This window comes from Weizmannia acidilactici, assembly GCF_008974225.1.
Lineage (GTDB): Bacteria > Bacillota > Bacilli > Bacillales > Bacillaceae_C > Weizmannia > Weizmannia acidilactici.
In genome coordinates this window covers 23,687-39,488 of sequence record NZ_BKZR01000003.1, presented here as the reverse complement: position 1 = coordinate 39,488, position 15,802 = coordinate 23,687, and the positions used below count along the sequence as shown (strand labels likewise).

18 protein-coding genes are annotated in these 15,802 nt (G+C 48.3%); 15 read left to right on the top strand and 3 right to left on the bottom strand.

Translation table 11 applies throughout. From position 1 onward, the window contains the following. Positions 1 to 113: 113 nt before the first annotated feature. Both GBH70_RS01600 and ccpA read left to right on the top strand, forming a co-directional pair. Positions 114 to 1,190: a bifunctional 3-deoxy-7-phosphoheptulonate synthase/chorismate mutase gene (locus GBH70_RS01600; protein WP_151679396.1), complete on the top strand. Its 1,077-nt coding sequence runs from the start codon at positions 114 to 116 to the stop codon at positions 1,188 to 1,190. Between the two features lie 308 nt (positions 1,191 to 1,498). After that, positions 1,499 to 2,497: a catabolite control protein A gene (gene ccpA, locus GBH70_RS01595; RefSeq protein WP_151679395.1), complete on the top strand. Its 999-nt coding sequence runs from the start codon at positions 1,499 to 1,501 to the stop codon at positions 2,495 to 2,497. Positions 2,498 to 2,543: 46 nt separating this feature from the next. Here ccpA and GBH70_RS01590 read toward each other — a convergent pair whose 3' ends face one another. Genes GBH70_RS01590 through GBH70_RS01580 form a run of 3 tightly spaced genes read right to left on the bottom strand, consistent with a single transcriptional unit; the run spans position 2,544 to position 5,000 of the window. Then, positions 2,544 to 3,698, bottom strand: a complete 1,155-nt coding sequence (locus tag GBH70_RS01590) for an acetoin utilization protein AcuC (protein ID WP_151679394.1) — start codon at positions 3,696 to 3,698, stop codon at positions 2,544 to 2,546. Further along, the gene (locus tag GBH70_RS01585; RefSeq protein ID WP_151679393.1) at positions 3,695 to 4,342 is read right to left on the bottom strand and encodes an acetoin utilization AcuB family protein; all 648 of its coding nucleotides are present in this window, start codon (positions 4,340 to 4,342) and stop codon (positions 3,695 to 3,697) included. The genes GBH70_RS01590 and GBH70_RS01585 overlap by 4 nt, the downstream gene beginning before the upstream one ends. 25 nt (positions 4,343 to 4,367) lie before the next feature. Then, complete coding sequence (locus tag GBH70_RS01580; protein ID WP_151679392.1) at positions 4,368 to 5,000, bottom strand: GNAT family N-acetyltransferase; 633 nt, start codon at positions 4,998 to 5,000, stop codon at positions 4,368 to 4,370. Positions 5,001 to 5,221: 221 nt separating this feature from the next. On the opposite strand from GBH70_RS01580, the gene acsA reads away from it, so the two are divergent. The 13 genes from acsA (at position 5,222) to GBH70_RS01515 (ending at position 15,797) form a co-directional block, all read left to right on the top strand. Then, on the top strand, positions 5,222 to 6,940 hold the full coding sequence (acsA, locus tag GBH70_RS01575) for an acetate--CoA ligase (RefSeq protein WP_151679391.1): 1,719 nt from the start codon (positions 5,222 to 5,224) through the stop codon (positions 6,938 to 6,940). A 186-nt stretch (positions 6,941 to 7,126) separates the two neighbouring features. Then, a complete protein-coding gene (gene modA / locus GBH70_RS01570; protein ID WP_151679390.1) occupies positions 7,127 to 7,909 on the top strand; it encodes a molybdate ABC transporter substrate-binding protein in 783 nt (260 codons plus the stop codon). 3 nt (positions 7,910 to 7,912) lie between these two features. Further along, positions 7,913 to 8,611 carry a molybdate ABC transporter permease subunit gene (gene modB, locus GBH70_RS01565; RefSeq protein ID WP_151679389.1) on the top strand — a complete coding sequence of 233 codons (699 nt, stop codon included), beginning with the start codon at positions 7,913 to 7,915 and terminating at the stop codon, positions 8,609 to 8,611. Continuing rightward, positions 8,592 to 9,614, top strand: a complete 1,023-nt coding sequence (locus GBH70_RS01560) for a sulfate/molybdate ABC transporter ATP-binding protein (protein ID WP_151679388.1) — start codon at positions 8,592 to 8,594, stop codon at positions 9,612 to 9,614. Before modB ends, GBH70_RS01560 begins: the two co-directional genes overlap by 20 nt. Positions 9,615 to 9,715: 101 nt before the next feature. Beyond that, positions 9,716 to 10,717 carry a GTP 3',8-cyclase MoaA gene (moaA, locus tag GBH70_RS01555; RefSeq protein WP_151679387.1) on the top strand — a complete coding sequence of 334 codons (1,002 nt, stop codon included), beginning with the start codon at positions 9,716 to 9,718 and terminating at the stop codon, positions 10,715 to 10,717. Between the two features lie 4 nt (positions 10,718 to 10,721). Next, positions 10,722 to 11,219, top strand: a complete 498-nt coding sequence (locus GBH70_RS01550) for a MogA/MoaB family molybdenum cofactor biosynthesis protein (RefSeq protein ID WP_151679386.1) — start codon at positions 10,722 to 10,724, stop codon at positions 11,217 to 11,219. Then, positions 11,219 to 11,779, top strand: a complete 561-nt coding sequence (gene mobA / locus GBH70_RS01545; RefSeq protein ID WP_151679385.1) for a molybdenum cofactor guanylyltransferase — start codon at positions 11,219 to 11,221, stop codon at positions 11,777 to 11,779. The genes GBH70_RS01550 and mobA overlap by 1 nt, the downstream gene beginning before the upstream one ends. Before the next feature lie 91 nt (positions 11,780 to 11,870). After that, on the top strand, positions 11,871 to 13,178 hold the full coding sequence (locus tag GBH70_RS01540) for a molybdopterin molybdotransferase MoeA (protein ID WP_151679384.1): 1,308 nt from the start codon (positions 11,871 to 11,873) through the stop codon (positions 13,176 to 13,178). Further along, entirely contained in the window at positions 13,123 to 13,605 is a 483-nt protein-coding gene (mobB, locus tag GBH70_RS01535; RefSeq protein WP_151679383.1) for a molybdopterin-guanine dinucleotide biosynthesis protein B, read from the top strand. Before GBH70_RS01540 ends, mobB begins: the two co-directional genes overlap by 56 nt. Positions 13,606 to 13,609: 4 nt before the next feature. Continuing rightward, positions 13,610 to 14,068, top strand: a complete 459-nt coding sequence (locus tag GBH70_RS01530; protein WP_151679382.1) for a molybdenum cofactor biosynthesis protein MoaE — start codon at positions 13,610 to 13,612, stop codon at positions 14,066 to 14,068. Next, positions 14,065 to 14,298 (top strand): molybdopterin converting factor subunit 1, encoded by a 234-nt coding sequence (moaD, locus tag GBH70_RS01525; RefSeq protein WP_151679381.1) that lies wholly within the window; start codon positions 14,065 to 14,067, stop codon positions 14,296 to 14,298. Before GBH70_RS01530 ends, moaD begins: the two co-directional genes overlap by 4 nt. 3 nt (positions 14,299 to 14,301) lie before the next feature. Further along, entirely contained in the window at positions 14,302 to 14,793 is a 492-nt protein-coding gene (moaC, locus tag GBH70_RS01520; RefSeq protein ID WP_151679380.1) for a cyclic pyranopterin monophosphate synthase MoaC, read from the top strand. Between the two features lie 2 nt (positions 14,794 to 14,795). After that, the gene (locus tag GBH70_RS01515) at positions 14,796 to 15,797 is read left to right on the top strand and encodes a ThiF family adenylyltransferase (RefSeq protein WP_151679379.1); all 1,002 of its coding nucleotides are present in this window, start codon (positions 14,796 to 14,798) and stop codon (positions 15,795 to 15,797) included. Positions 15,798 to 15,802 lie beyond the last annotated feature (5 nt).

Sequence of the window (15,802 nt, the reverse complement as noted above, 5' to 3'; positions counted from 1 at the left end):
GACTTTTTAAAAAGAATAGACTATAATAAGTGCTAATAACTTGTAAGTTTAATTGACAACAGGAAGACGCCAGAAAAAATTCTATAAAGGACAACAGAGAGGATGAGAGGTACGTGGGGAACCAAGAGCTTGAGCAATTGCGAAAAGAAGTAGAAGCACTGAATTTGAAACTCCTGGAATTGATCAACAGGCGGGGCAAACTTGTGCAGGAAATCGGGAAACTGAAGGAAGTACAGGGGGTGAACCGCTATGATCCGGTCCGTGAACGGGAAATGCTGAATTTGATTAAGGACCATCATGATGGCCCATTTGAAATTTCTACGATTGAGCATCTCTTTAAGGAAATTTTCAAAGCCGGACTAGAACTGCAGGAAGATGACCACCGCAAAGCATTGCTTGTTTCGCGGAAGAAAAAGCCGGAAAATACGATTGTCGATATTAAAGGTGAAAAAGTGGGCGACGGCAACCAATATTTTGTTTTTGGCCCATGTTCGGTTGAATCGTACGACCAGGTTGCGGCTGTTGCTGCATCCGTTAAAGCGAAGGGATTAAAATTGCTTCGCGGCGGCGCTTATAAACCGCGCACCTCTCCGTATGATTTCCAAGGTTTGGGGCTTGAAGGCCTGAAAATCTTAAAGCAAATCGCCGATGAATTTGATTTGGCTGTCATCAGTGAAATCGTAACGCCGGCTGATTTGGAAAAAGCAGTGGATTACCTTGATGTGATCCAAATCGGCGCGCGCAATATGCAAAACTTTGAACTGTTGAAAGCGGCAGGTTCCATAGAAAAGCCGATCCTTTTAAAACGCGGCCTGGCTGCAACGATTGAAGAATTCATCAATGCGGCGGAATACATTATGTCTAGGGGCAACGGCCAGATTATCCTTTGCGAACGCGGCATCCGGACGTATGAAAGGGCGACACGGAATACGCTCGACATAACTGCCGTGCCGATTTTAAAACAGGAAACGCATTTGCCGGTATTTGTGGATGTGACCCACTCAACAGGGAGAAGGGATCTGCTCCTTCCGGCGGCTAAAGCGGCGCTCGCCATCGGGGCGGACGGCATCATGGCGGAAGTCCATCCAGATCCGGCTGTGGCGCTCTCAGACTCGGCACAGCAAATGGATTTGAAACAATTTGATGAATTTTATAAAGAAATCCAAGCTGTACTGCCTGCAAAAATTTAACCTATTTGAAACAGCCTTCTGCGTGGTGCAGAAGGTTTTTTCTTCGCCAGGTCCCCCATTCCTTGAAAATCCATGCGAAGAATGTGTCAATTTTGTGTCAAGACTTGCAGGAAATTTTTCCCTGGCTTATTATATATGGTATAATTAAAAGTCTAATGAACTGATAAAAATGTCGAATACGATCGTGGTTTGGCGTTTTTTAGATCATACACCGCTGACCTGCCGGAATATTGCCGTTGCCATGTTTAATATGGGCTGAATTGTGAAAACTATGAATAGGACTGTAAAATTGGAGTGTGAATGGAAAAATGAATGTGACCATTTATGATGTTGCCCGTGAAGCCAATGTTTCAATGGCTACCGTTTCGCGGGTTGTAAACGGAAACCCGAATGTTAAGCCAACTACAAGAAAGAAAGTTTTGGAAGTGATCGACCGGCTTGGCTACCGCCCGAATGCTGTTGCGCGCGGGCTTGCCAGCAAAAAAACGACGACGGTCGGCGTGATCATCCCGGATGTTTCGAATATGCTTTATGCGGAACTTGCGCGCGGCATTGAAGATATTGCAACGATGTACAAGTACAATATTATTTTGAGCAATTCGGACCAAAATAAAGAGAAAGAGCTGCATCTGCTCAATACGATGCTTGGCAAGCAGGTGGACGGTATTGTGTTTATGAGCGGCAATATTACGGAAGAGCATATTGCTGAATTCGAAAAATCTTCCGTACCGATCGTGCTCGCCGGTTCAATTGAGCCGTTCAACAAAATTCCGTCTGTCAATATTGATTACAAAAAGGCGACGGTAGAAGTCATCAGCGAGTTTGTGAAAAAAGGCCATAAAGAGATTGCTTTGGTCATCGGCCCTCTCCATGATGCGATCAACCGTGAACTGCGCCTGGAAGGGTACAAAGAGGCACTCGCCGAAGCGGGAATTGAATTCGATGAAGACTATGTTATAGAGGGGGACTATACATATGATTCCGGTATAGAAGCATGGCAGCGGCTTCAGGAATTGGATAAAGCCCCTACGGCTGTTTTCGTTGGAAACGATGAAATGGCGCTCGGCGTGATCCATGGCGCCCAGGACGCAGGCGTAAAAATCCCGGATGAGCTGGAAGTGGTTTCGTCCGATAATACGCGCCTTGCCGAAATGGTGCGCCCGCAGCTCACTTCTGTCGTCCAGCCTTTGTATGACATCGGGGCAGTATCTATGAGGCTTTTGACGAAATACATGAATAAAGAAACGGTAGCGGAAAACAAAGTCATCCTGCCGCACCGCATTGAATACCGGAATTCGACGAAATAAGAAAGGGGCCGGCCTTCCAAAAAATACATTTTTGGCAGTGCCGGCCTTATTTTAACTGCCCGATGAACTGCAGCATCCGGTTTAATACGTTCCGGTTCTTTTCTTCAATTTCTTGTTTGCGCGGGATCGGCCGGTATAGGTCAGCGGGATCGTCCCAGACAGCCGGCAGCGGATAAGAGGACTTTTTCTGCCATTTTTCAAGCCATGATGCCGGGATTTCACCTTGCCCGCCATCCCTTTCCGCCATCTCGAGCCAAAGAAGCGACCATGCACGCGGCACTACCCGCCAAATATCATAGCCCCCGCCGCCGACCGCGATCCAGCGCCCTTCGCAATATTGGTGTGCGATTTTATGGGCAAGTTTCGGGATTTCCCTGTAAATCTTCATCGTGGCCGATAAATGGGTCAGCGGATCGTAGTAGTGCGCATCTGCCCCGTTTTGTGTGACAAGCACATCCGGTTTAAAATACGCTGCAATTTCTTCCAGCGCCGCCGCATAGCATTCCAACCATGATTCATCTTCTGTAAACGCATCCACAGGAATGTTGAAAGAATAGCCGTAACCTTTTCCGGTGCCCCATTCATTGACATTACCGGTGCCGGGAAATAAATAACGGCCCGTTTCATGGATGGAAAGCGTACAAACATTTTCATCATCATAGAAAGCCCACTGCACCCCGTCGCCGTGGTGGGCGTCGGTATCCACATAGAGAATGCGTACCCCGTATGTTTCACGTAAATATTTGATGGCAATGGCCGTATCATTGTAAATGCAGAAGCCGGAAGCTTTGCCACGGAAGCCGTGGTGCAGGCCGCCGCCCAAATGGAGGGCATGGCGCGCCCTGCCAGACATGACTTCTTCCGCCGCTGCCAGCGTGCCGCCCGCGATCAGGGCGCTTGCTTCATGCATATTCGGAAAAATTGGCGTATCTTCCGTCCCGAGACCGAAATTTTCGGCTTTTACGGGATCAAGTTTGCCCCGGCCAGCCAGTTTGACCGCCTCCACGTAAGACGGGTCGTGGATGAAAAAAAGTTCTTCATCACTGGCCATGCGCGGTTTCACGATATCTTCCCGGTTTAATGCACCGATCGCTTCGAGCAATTCTTTCACCAATTGGAGCCGCATCTGGTTAAACGGATGGTCGTTGCGGAACCGGTATGCCAATAAGTCGGTTGAAAAAACGAAAACAGCCTCTTTCATCTCGGCATCCCCGGCATATTCGGCCAAAGCACATCAAAGCCGGCCTCTTTTAAATGCGAAATAAGGGTTACAGGATTCATCGTGCTGACGCGGAAGACGAGAATGCGGTTATCAAGGTTCTTGCGGTCCGGATAGATCAGCACGCTTAAAATATTGATATGGTGTTCATAAATAATTTCCGTAATTTCCCGGAGGACGCCCGTACGGTTGCGCACGCGGATTTCAATTTGCGAGCTTGGCTGCCCGGCGCCAGTCAAATCGACAAAAGTCTGGAGCAAATCCGTTCCCGTGACGATCCCGACCAGTTTGCCCCGCTCAAGGATTGGCAGGCAGCCAATGCGGTTGTCGTTCATGAGGGCCGCCATGTCTTCGATAAAATCGAGCGGGTGCCCTGTCAGCAAGTTGGTTTTCATGATTTTTTCCAAAGGCAGCGCCAGTTTTTCCATTTGTTCATTAGGGAAAAACGGATTGGGCGCCACTTCTTTAATGTCGCGCTCCGTAACGACACCCGCCAATTTGCCGTTTCCATCGACAAGCGGTATATGCCGGATCCGTTCCTTTTGCATCAATTGCAATGCGTCCCGTACGGTATTTTTAGGTGTGAGCGTTTTTACGTTTTTTTGCATAATTTCTTCCACAATCATGTTTCCCATCCCCTTTGCCGTAAAATTAATACATATACCGGTTTTTAAACCGGATCCGGTCGAATTGCTCAATCGATTCCTGGCCAACCCTTTTTCCTATCCGCACCATCAGGCAATTCGCCGGGTGCGAGCAAATTTCCGGATCGTCGGTGGCAAACCATTTCAGGCCGCCTGCGCTCATCATTTTTTCCATCATTTTCCGGTATTCCCACACGTTTAGCCCGGTTCCTTTCATGTCCCAGTGCCAGTAATATTCCGTCGTAATAATGATATAGTCTTCCATCGCATCGTCCATCATGGAAACTTTCAGCAAATGCTTGCCTACAGCATTTCCCCGGTATTTCGGGATGACTTCGATGGCACCGAGTTCGAGAAGGTTTTCCATATGGCCTTCAGACCAGCGTTCCAGCGGATCCGGATATAAAAATGTCACATAGCCGACAACGGTATTGCCGTCCCGGGCGATGATGATCCTTCCTTCAGGCAGGTCGGCAATTTCAACCAGCGCTTCAAGTTGTTTCGGGGCGGGACGGAAAGCTTTTAAATCTCCATGGAACTCCATTTTTGCCAGCTTTTCCCCGGGAATTGGCCCTTCAATCACAAGCAACCCGGCTTTTGTTTCCAATTCCTTAGAATAATAGGTTTTCTTATGTTCCATTTTCCACCATCCCTTAAACAAATCAAAAGAAAAACAATTCAATGAATGATCATTCATTATGCATCTTCATCATCTCATGTTTTTCCGGCAAAAACAATACATGGAAAGTGATATTCCCGAATTGTTCAAAATGTTGACTTTGTACACCATTTAATTAAATTGTGAATAAATTGATTTTCATATATAATGGTATATGAATCTAAACAAAGGGGGATATGTGCATGCAACTGGAAGCGTTACCAACGGTGCAAGGGGATTATAATCTGAAAAACTATGAGGAAACTTACAAAACTTTCAGCTGGAAAGACGTGGAGAAAAATTTTTCATGGTCGGAAACCGGCCGCGTCAATATGGCGTATGAAGCGATTGACCGCCATGCGGAAAGCTTCCGCAAAAATAAAGTGGCGCTCATGTATTTAAGTGACACACGCAACGAGAAATATACATTCTATGAAATGAAAAAACTGACGAACAAAGCGGCGAATGTGTTGAAAGAAAAAGCAGGCGTCCAAAAAGGTGACCGCGTCTTTATCTTCATGCCGCGTTCGCCTGAATTGTATTTTGCCACGCTTGGCGCAATTAAGCTCGGTGCAATTGTCGGCCCGCTGTTTGAAGCATTCATGGAAGGGGCCGTAAAAGACCGGCTTGAAGACAGCAAAGCAAAAGTCCTCGTCACGACCCCGGACCTTGTCGGGCGCGTTCCGGTTGACCAGCTTCCGGCGCTCGAAACGATCTTTGTCGTCGGGGAAAATGTCGGGGAAGAAGGGAAGCTTTTAGATTTTCTGAAATATTTTAAAGAAGCTTCCGACAAATTGGATATTGAATGGGTGGGCAGAAACGACGGGCTTATCCTGCATTACACATCCGGATCGACCGGCAAGCCAAAAGGCGTCCTGCACGTCCATAATGCGATGATCCAGCATTACCAAACCGGAAAATGGGTCCTGGACTTAAAAGAAGATGATATTTACTGGTGCACGGCCGACCCGGGCTGGGTAACGGGAACGTCCTACGGAATTTTTGCCCCGTGGCTGAACGGTGCAACGAATGTCGTTGTCGGTGGCCGTTTCAGCCCTGCCGCGTGGTATAAAACGATCGAGCAGTTTGGCGTCACGGTTTGGTACAGTGCACCGACTTCATTCCGGATGCTGATGGGTGCCGGTAATGAAATCGTGAGGCAGTACGATCTCTCGACGCTCCGCCACATTTTAAGTGTCGGCGAGCCGCTGAACCCGGAAGTCATCCGCTGGGGAAATGAAGTTTTTGGGCTGCGCATCCATGATACATGGTGGATGACAGAAACCGGCGCGCAGCTGATCTGCAACTACCCGTGTATGGACATCAAACCGGGCTCGATGGGGAAACCGTTCCCGGGCATCAAAGTGGCGATTGTAGATGACCAAGGCAATGAACTCCCGCCGAACCGGATGGGTAATCTCGCCATTAAAAAAGGCTGGCCTTCGATGATGGCAGCGATTTGGAACAACCCGCAAAAATATGAATCTTACTTTTTCCCGAACGGCTGGTATGTTTCCGGGGATTCGGCCTACATGGATGAGGATGGCTATTTCTGGTTCCAGGGCCGTGTCGATGATGTCATCATGACTTCCGGTGAACGGGTCGGGCCGTTTGAAGTCGAAAGCAAATTGATCGAACACCCGGCTGTTGCTGAAGCGGGCGTGATCGGCAAGCCGGATCCTGTGCGCGGGGAAATCATTAAAGCGTTTATCGCCCTAAGGGGCGGGTACGAACCGTCGAATGAGCTGAAGGAAGAGATCCGCCAGTTCGTGAAAAAAGGCCTTGCCGCCCATGCCGCCCCGAGGGAAATTGAGTTTTGCGAAAAACTGCCGAAAACACGAAGCGGGAAAATTATGCGCCGCGTGCTGAAGGCTTGGGAATTGAACCTGCCGGCCGGTGATTTGTCGACAATGGAAGATTGAGGTTAGAACCGGGACAGCTGTTGCGCTGCCCGGTTTTTTGATAGGAAAAGGTATTGTAATCGGCATAAGTGGTAAAATTTTCAGGTGTACCAAAAAATTGAGAATGAAAATTAAATCCGCTATGATAAATGATAAATACATATCATTTTTTCACAATAAAGTAGAGTTTTGGAATAGGTGATTTAGATGAAAAAATTAAGTTTAGCACTGCTTTGCATCTTGCTGCTTGCAGGGTGTTCGGCGGGGAAAAGTGCCTCCGGGAAAAAGGAATCAAAACCGGTGGAAATCAATGTGGCAGCAGCTTCCGATTTAGCAAAATCTTTCCAGAAAATCGGCAAACAGTTTGAAAAGCAGACCGGCATCAAAGTGAAGTTTATTTTCGCGGCGTCCGGCGAATTGGAACAGCAAATTGAAAACGGCGCGCCGTATGATGTCTTTGCAGCGGCTAATGCCGATTATGTCAACCAACTGGCGGATAAAAACCTGATCGCCTCAGGCACGAAAACCGTTTATGCGTACGGGAAAATCGGCATCGCAACAAATAAAAACCGTTCGCTTTCCATTAATGGGCTGGATGATCTTACAAAACCTAAAGTGAAAAAAATTGCGATTGCAAATCCCAAAACCGCTCCGTATGGAATGGCTGCGAGACAGGCGCTCCAAAAAGCCGGCATTTGGAACAAGGTAAAATCAAAATTGGTCTATGCAAAAAACATTTCGGATACGCTCACATATGTCCAATCCGGCAATACTGAAGCCGGGATCGTTTCCCTTTCCCTTGTGCAGGGGGAGAACATGAAGGTTCAAAACATCGCAAGCAGCCTGTATGATCCGCTGAAGCAGACGGCAGCTGTTGTCAAAAGCTCCGAAAAACAGGATGCGGCACGGAAATTCACCAGCTTTTTAACAAGCAAAAGCGGGCAAAAAATCATGAAACAATACGGCTACACGGTACCTGAGGGGCAGTAAAGGGTGGCGCACCTCAACTTTTTCCCGATCTACTTATCTTTTAAAGTTGCATTGCTGGCAACCGTTTTTTCCCTGGTTTTGGGGCTGCCGGCGGCTTATTATTTAAGCAGGTCGAAAGGGAAACTGGCAGATTTTACGGATGCGCTGCTGACATTGCCGATCGTACTGCCGCCGACCGTCCTCGGCTATTATTTGCTTATTTTTCTAGGTAGGCAGAGTGCGGTCGGCCGTTTTCTCGAACAGCATTTCGGGATCACGGTTGTTTTTACGCAAACAGGGGCGGTCATCGCCGCTCTGGCCGTTTCCATTCCTTTTTTTATTCAATCGGCGCGGACGGCTTTTGCCGGCATTGATGAGGATCTCCTTCATGCCGCCCGAGTGCTCGGGCGCTCGGAATGGAATTTATTTTTTTCCGTTGTCATCCCTTTATCATGGAGGGGTTTGACGAGCGGTATGATGCTTGTATTTGCACGCGCGCTCGGGGATTTCGGTGCGACATTAATGGTTGCCGGCAGTATTCCCAACCAGACGGAAACCATGTCTATTGCCATTTATGATGCCCTGATGAACGGAGATACACGTACGGCTGATCTCCTCGTGATCATCATGACGGTTTTGTCCGTCGCCATTTTATACGGGATCAAGCGGCTTGAAAAACGGGTAATCAGAGGTGAAGACAGGCATGCTGCTCGTAAAGATTAAAAAAACATTGCCACGTTTTGCGCTTGATGTTGATTTTCAGGCACTACCCGGCATTACCGGCATTTTAGGCCCGTCCGGAAGCGGCAAAAGTTTAACGCTGCAATGCATTGCCGGGCTTAAAAATCCCGATGCCGGCCATATTGAAGTAAACGGCAGGGTGATTTTTGATCGGGAAAAAAACATCCGAGTCAAAACACGGTTCCGTAAAGCGGGGTATATGTTCCAGCATTATGCGCTTTTTCCGCATTTAACCGTTAAACAAAATCTCGCATTTGGTTTAAAAGGTAGGACAAAAAAGGAAATAGAAGAGAAAACGGCTGCTTTTTTAAAAAAGATCAAATTGGAAGGGTATGAAAACTGTTATCCGAATGAGCTGTCAGGCGGGCAGCAGCAGCGTGTGGCACTTGCAAGGACGCTTATCCGGGAACCGGACTGCCTGCTGCTGGATGAACCTTTTTCGGCGGTGGATCCCGACACGAAGCAGTATTTGATGAATGAGTTTTTATCGTTTCTCAAAGAAAATTTTGGCGGCACCGTTCTATTGGTTACCCATAATTTGGAAGAGGCTAATCTCTTATGCGACCACTTCATTTTGTACGGAAACGGGAAAGTACTCCAGGCCGGGCCGAAACAAGATGTGATCACAAGGCCAGAGTCAGCGGTGGCGGCCAAGATTATCGGATGCCGGAATATTTTGAGAGTTGACAGGAGCGGGGGATCGTTTTGCACCATCGGCGGCGCGCGGATTGCGGTCGGAATAGGGAAGGAAGCCCGTTATCTCGGTATCCATGCCCATTATATTGAATTTGCGGACAATGCGGATGAAAATGCTTTTGACTATCGTGTCACGGCCATACACCAAGGGATTGAAAATTGTCTTGTCACTGTGGAAACACCGTGGTTTACCGTAGAGGCTTTCGTTTCGCCGCGGGAGATCGGGTCCGTTTTAAGCGGGGAAAAGAAGCTGGTGTTACCGAAAGAACATCTCATGAGGTTATCTTGAACTTTTGGTGAATTTTTAAAAAATGTGACGTGCATCACATTATTGCCATTCCTGACTTTTGTAACATGGAAATAGAATTTAAAATGGAGATGTAGACAAACATGCTGACCGATATGCTGAACCGGCCGCTTTTGGATTTAAGGATTTCGGTGACGGACCGCTGTAATTTCCGCTGTACTTACTGCATGCCTGCTGACGAAGGACAGAAATATTGTTTTATGAAACGGTCCGAGTTGATGACATTCGAAGAGATCGTACGCCTCGCGAAACTTTTCGTTTCATTGGGTGTACGGAAAATCCGCTTAACGGGTGGCGAGCCTTTGTTACGGAAAGATATCGATCAGCTTGTGGGCATGCTTGACAACATCGAAGGACTTGAAGATTTGTCGATGACAACGAACGGCTTTCTTTTAAAAAGATATGCCGCGTCTTTAAAAAAAGCAGGCTTGAAACGCATCAATGTTAGCCTGGATGCTCTTGATGATGAAGTTTTTGCCGCCATTAACGGCGTCGGGGCAAAATCATCGAGAATTTTAGAAGGAATGGATGAAGCCGTCCGGCAAGGGATGAAAGTAAAGGTCAATATGGTCGTTAAAAGGGGCATGAATGATTCGCAAATTTTGCCGATGGCCGCTTATTTTAAAGAAAAAGGGATCACCCTCCGCTTCATTGAATTTATGGATGTCGGATCCCTGAACGGTTGGAAGCTGGATGAAGTGGTTACCAGCAAAGAAATTTACAACATGATCTCCAAGGAAATGCCGCTTGAACCGTTAAAAGAAAATTATTACGGCGAGGTCGCAAAACGCTGCCGTTATGTGGGGACGGATATCGAAGTCGGGTTTATTTCTTCCGTATCACAGCCATTCTGCGGGGACTGCACGCGCTGCCGGCTGTCCGCGGACGGGAAAATCTATACTTGCTTATTTGCTGCAAGAGGGACTGACCTGCTTTCATCAATGCGGAATGGCGCCAGCGATGAGGAGCTGGCCGCACAGATTAAGTGTGTCTGGGATGTCCGATGCGACCGGTATTCGCAGGAAAGAGGGAAAAATCCGACCTACAAGGGGAAGCGGATTGAAATGTCGTATATTGGGGGGTAAAACGTTGAGCACGAAAGAACATAAACATAAAGCTAATATCCCAGTTTTTTGCAAGGTCATTACCGTTTCGGATACACGGACGGAAGAAACTGATAAAAGCGGGAAGTTGATCATGGATTTATTAAAGCAGGAGGGAATCGAAGCGGTTGAATATTGTATTGTAAGAGATGAGGCGGCGGAAATCCGCCCGGCTGTGCAATCGGCGGCTGAAAATGTCAATGCCGTATTATTAAACGGCGGAACCGGTTTTACAAACAGGGATATAACGGTAGAAACTGTCCGCACACTGCTGGATAGGGAGATGCCGGGCTTCGGGGAATTATTCCGCTACTTAAGCTATGAGGAGATCGGAAGCGCTTCGATGCTCAGCAAAGCCCTCGCCGGTACGATCGGCAAAAAAGTGGTGTTCTGCATGCCGGGGTCCAGCAACGCTGTTTCCCTTGCCATGAAAAAATTGATTTTGCCGGAATTAAAACATATTGTGTGGGAGCTCAACCGGTAATGAAAGAAACGGCAGGGATTGTGCTGGCCGGCGGGATGTCACGGCGGTTTGGCGGTGAAAAATCGCTCACAAAAATAAATGGCAAAGAAATGGTCGCATACAGTGTGGAAGCCTTTGCCGGGTTGAATGATATCGTGATCGTGGCGAGGCCCGATCTCGCCGTAAAAATCCTTCAGACCAGACGCATCTGCGTGATTTTCGATCTCCCGCAGTATCGTGGGAAAGGCCCGCTTGCCGGGATTTATTCGGCAATGACGGAAATCGATGCGGAATGGTACGCCGTTTTGCCGTGTGATACACCATGGATCAAACAAAGTGTGATCGAAAAACTCCTAGCGCAGAGGGCTCCGGAATGGGATGTGATTGTCTCTCGTGCGGGCGGAAGGCTCCAGCCGCTCATTTCCGTCTTTCACAGGCGGGCGAAAGAGAAAATCCGCGCAAAACTGGACACAGGCAATTTAAGCATGCGTAGCCTTTTTGAAGACTGCCGAGTGAAAATAATAGATTTTGAGCAGAAAAAATGGTTTGCCAATATCAATACAAAAGATGATTTAAAATGACCGTGGATGATAGAGGCTTTGCAACTTGCCTGCTAAGCAAAGCAATTTCGCGGTCATCCCATAAAAGAATAAAACGAGGCGGTGATGCTGCATGAGAAAACCAATAAAAGTCGAAGAGGCCATACGAAAAGTGATGGAATGGACGCGAACAGGCCGTCAGGAAACCGTGCCGATCAAAGAAAGTTTGAACCGGGTGCTGGCAAAAGATCTGACGGCCACGAATGATGTGCCGTGGTTTAAACGGTCACCGTATGACGGGTACGCTATTTTTTCCGGATCAACGGCGGAAGCAAATGCGGACCATCCTGTTCTGCTTGAAGTCCTCGGCACAATTGGCGCCGGCTATACATGGGATGAAGGGATTAAGCCTGATCAAGCCGTCAAAATTATGACCGGGGCCGCGATTCCGGACGGAGCCGATGCTGTCATCATGGTGGAACTCACAAAAGAATTGGAAAAAGACGGAAAAATTTATGTGCAAATTAAACGAAAAGTCGAAAAAGGCGAGAACATCGTCGAGATCGGCGAGGATATGAAAAAAGGCGAGATCCTTGTTCCAAAAGGCACCACGGTAAACCCGGGCGTCATGGCAACGCTCGCCACTTTTGGATATCAGGATGTGCCGGTGATGAAAAAACCGAAAGCCGCGATCATTGCAACCGGATCGGAACTGCTCGAAGTCGACGAACCGCTCGAAAAAGGGAAAATCCGCAACAGCAACGCCTATATGCTGTGGGGTCAGGTAATCCGCGCCGGGGGCGAACCCGTTTTTTACCGCCTTGTAAAAGATGATTTTAATGAAACCTATGAAGCTGTTAAACGGGCGCTTGGGGAAGCGGATATCGTCATGACAACAGGCGGCGTTTCGGTCGGCGATTTTGATTATATTCCGAAAGTGTATGAAAAACTTGGCGCCGAACTATTGTTCAATAAAGTGGCAATGCGCCCGGGCAGCGTAACATCGGCAGCCGTCCTTGCCGGAAAAATCCTGTTCGGGCTTTCCGGCAATCCGTCCGCGTGCTATGTCGGCTTTGAACTGTTCGTCCGCCCGTATTTGAAAACGATGCTCGGGCATCGGAACGTATATTTGAAAAGAGCGCAGGCAACCCTTGGGGAAGATTTTCCGAAACCGAACCCGTTCACCCGGTTTGTGCGCGCGAAACTGTCTTATGAAGCAGGCGTGATACACGCAGGCCCAGTCAGGATGGACAAATCGAATATCGTTTCGTCTTTAATTGAAGCAAATGCCCTCATCGTGCTGCCGGGCGGGTCACGTGGTTTTACAAAAGGGCTGCAGGTGGATGTGCTGCTTTTGGAAGATGAAGAAGGGGCGCCGGAATGGGATGAAAATATTACAGATCGCAGGCTGCAAAGACAGCGGGAAAACCACTTTAGTTGAACTTTGGTCGCGGGTGCTTGCAGAAAAAGGATACCGCGTCGGGACATTGAAGCATCACGGGCACGGCGGCAGACCAACACTTTCAGCCGGGAAAGATTCAACGCGGCACTTTGAAGCTGGGGCACAGGCGGCCGGTGTGGATGGGGACGGCCTGTTTGTTTTTGCCGTACATAGTGAAAAAGGCTGGGGCCTTGAAGCACTAATCGGCTGGTATAAGGCGCTGCCGCTTGATCTTCTGCTCATTGAAGGCTATAAACAGGCGCCTTATCCGAAAACGGTCTGCCTCCGTGGTGAAGAAGATGCGGACCTGCTCGGGCTTTCAAATGTTTTGGCCGCTTTTAGTCTGAACCCGGAGCTTACGGGCTGCATGCCGATACAGGACCGGAAACGCTGCACCGAATGGATCGAAGCGTTTATGAAGAGGTGATAAAATGTTTGACATTGTAAAGGGGCCGATCGATGTGTCAAAAGTCATTGATGCGGTTGCAGACCGGAATACGGGCGCGATTGTGACGTTTATCGGCTCGGTCCGCGAAATGACAAAAGGAAAGAAAACCTTGTACTTGGAATATGAGGCATATGAGTCGATGGCAAAGAAAAAGCTGGAACAAATCGGGTCGGAAATCAAAACACAGTTTCCCGATGCGAAAACCGCCATCGTGCACCGGATAGGGCGCCTTGAGATCACAGATATAGCTGTTGCGATTGCCGTTTCCGCTCCGCACCGCGATGATGCATACCGAGCAAACCGTTATGCGATTGAACGGATCAAGGAAATGGTGCCGATCTGGAAAAAAGAGCATTGGGAAAACGGCGAAAAATGGATCGGAAACCAGCAGGAAACGGTCTCCTATGAAAAAACAGGGGTTCCAAAGGAGTTTGGTTTATGATTAAAGTTTTATTATTTGCCCATTTAAAAGAACAATTGAACCGTTCCGAAATAACGATTGACCGGAATGAAATGACTGTTGGCGAACTGCGCGCCAAGCTCGGAAAAGATGGTTTTCTTCCGCAGGCTTCATCCGTCATGATTGCGGTCAATGAAGAATTTGCGCAGGATGAAGACATCATCCGGGACGGGGATGTCGTGGCCCTCATCCCACCGGTAAGCGGAGGTTGAAAAATGGAAAAATTGACGCATATGAATGAACAGGGCCGCGCGAAAATGGTCGATGTAACGGAAAAGCAGGAAACGGTCAGAACGGCCCATGCGAAAAGCTGCGTGGTTTTATCAAAAGAAGTATATGAAAACATCATCCAATTGAAAATGAAAAAAGGGGATGTCCTTGCCGTTGCCCAGGTTGCCGGTATCATGGGCGCGAAAAAAACGGCGGACGTCATTCCAATGTGCCACCCGCTCTCGTTAACAGGTGTGGATATTTCCTTCAGCTGGCAGGAGTGCGAAGACGGGCAGTATGCGCTTGAAATCGATACGTACGTGAAAACAAAGGGCAGCACAGGGGTTGAAATGGAAGCCTTGACGGCGGCCTCCATCTGTGCGCTGACGGTTTATGATATGTGCAAAGCGGTTGACAAAAGCATTGTCATCGGTCCGACTTATTTGATCGAAAAAACAGGCGGTAAGAGCGGGCATTTTAAAAGGCAGGAGGAATGAACATGGAACGGTATTCCCGGCAAATGCTGTTTGCCCCGATTGGAAAAGAGGGGCAGGAAAAAATTTCAGGCAGCCATGTGTTAATTGTCGGCGTTGGTGCGCTCGGTTCTGCCAATGCGGAAAGTTTAACAAGGGCGGGTGTCGGAAAGATCACCCTTGTCGACCGCGATTATGTCGATGAAACGAATTTACAGCGGCAAAGTTTGTTCAGCGAGCAGGATGTAAGGGACAATTTGCCAAAAGCGGTTGCCGCCAAAAAACGCCTAGAAGCCGTCAACCGAGATGTCAACATCCGCGCCTATTGCATCGATGCGTTTGATCCGAAACTCATTACCATATTGGAGGAAGGGGTCGATGTCATCATTGACGGGACCGATAATTTTGAAACGCGGTTTTATCTCAATGATCTCGCGATGAAATACCGGATTCCGTGGGTATACGGTTCCTGCGTCGGCAGTTACGGCGTCTCGTTTCCGATCATTCCGGGCCAAACCCCGTGTTTTCGCTGCATGATCGGGCATCTGCCTGCCTACCAGATGACATGTGATACAGTCGGCATTATCGCGCCGGCCGTGCAGATGACGGCTGCCTACCAAACGGCGGAAGCGATGAAGCTTTTGGTAGGGGGAAAGGTGCGCGATACGGTTGCCGTATTTGATTTATGGAAAAACGACCACCATTTTTTCAAAGCAGAAAAGCTGAAAAAACTGGATTGCCCTTCCTGCGGGGAACATCCTGTTTACCCGGCGTTGAACGAAAAATCATCCGTGGATGTGCTGTGCGGCAGGGATACGGTGCACATCCGCCATACAGGGGAATTCCATTTGGAAAACATGGCGCAGCAGATGAAAGCGGGCGGCGCGGATGTAAAATATAATGGCTATTTAATGATCACAGAACTCGAAGGCCACAGGGTAGTTTTGTTTCCGGACGGCAGAATGCTCATACATGGAACAAAAAACAGAATGGAAGCACGTTCTTTGTATCAAAAATATTTTGCTTAAAACGG

Bases quoted from the DNA above. Each gene is read 5' to 3' on its own strand.
- ccpA (WP_151679395.1), top strand. From the start codon at position 1,499: ATGAATGTGACCATTTATGATGTTGCCCGTGAAGCCAATGTTTCAATG.
- GBH70_RS01590 (WP_151679394.1), bottom strand. From the start codon at position 3,698: ATGAAAGAGGCTGTTTTCGTTTTTTCAACCGACTTATTGGCATACCGG.
- GBH70_RS01585 (WP_151679393.1), bottom strand. From the start codon at position 4,342: ATGATTGTGGAAGAAATTATGCAAAAAAACGTAAAAACGCTCACACCT.
- GBH70_RS01580 (WP_151679392.1), bottom strand. From the start codon at position 5,000: ATGGAACATAAGAAAACCTATTATTCTAAGGAATTGGAAACAAAAGCC.
- acsA (WP_151679391.1), top strand. From the start codon at position 5,222: ATGCAACTGGAAGCGTTACCAACGGTGCAAGGGGATTATAATCTGAAA.
- modA (WP_151679390.1), top strand. From the start codon at position 7,127: ATGAAAAAATTAAGTTTAGCACTGCTTTGCATCTTGCTGCTTGCAGGG.
- GBH70_RS01560 (WP_151679388.1), top strand. From the start codon at position 8,592: ATGCTGCTCGTAAAGATTAAAAAAACATTGCCACGTTTTGCGCTTGAT.
- moaA (WP_151679387.1), top strand. From the start codon at position 9,716: ATGCTGACCGATATGCTGAACCGGCCGCTTTTGGATTTAAGGATTTCG.
- mobA (WP_151679385.1), top strand. From the start codon at position 11,219: ATGAAAGAAACGGCAGGGATTGTGCTGGCCGGCGGGATGTCACGGCGG.
- GBH70_RS01540 (WP_151679384.1), top strand. From the start codon at position 11,871: ATGAGAAAACCAATAAAAGTCGAAGAGGCCATACGAAAAGTGATGGAA.
- mobB (WP_151679383.1), top strand. From the start codon at position 13,123: ATGAAAATATTACAGATCGCAGGCTGCAAAGACAGCGGGAAAACCACT.
- GBH70_RS01530 (WP_151679382.1), top strand. From the start codon at position 13,610: ATGTTTGACATTGTAAAGGGGCCGATCGATGTGTCAAAAGTCATTGAT.
- moaD (WP_151679381.1), top strand. From the start codon at position 14,065: ATGATTAAAGTTTTATTATTTGCCCATTTAAAAGAACAATTGAACCGT.
- moaC (WP_151679380.1), top strand. From the start codon at position 14,302: ATGGAAAAATTGACGCATATGAATGAACAGGGCCGCGCGAAAATGGTC.
- GBH70_RS01515 (WP_151679379.1), top strand. From the start codon at position 14,796: ATGGAACGGTATTCCCGGCAAATGCTGTTTGCCCCGATTGGAAAAGAG.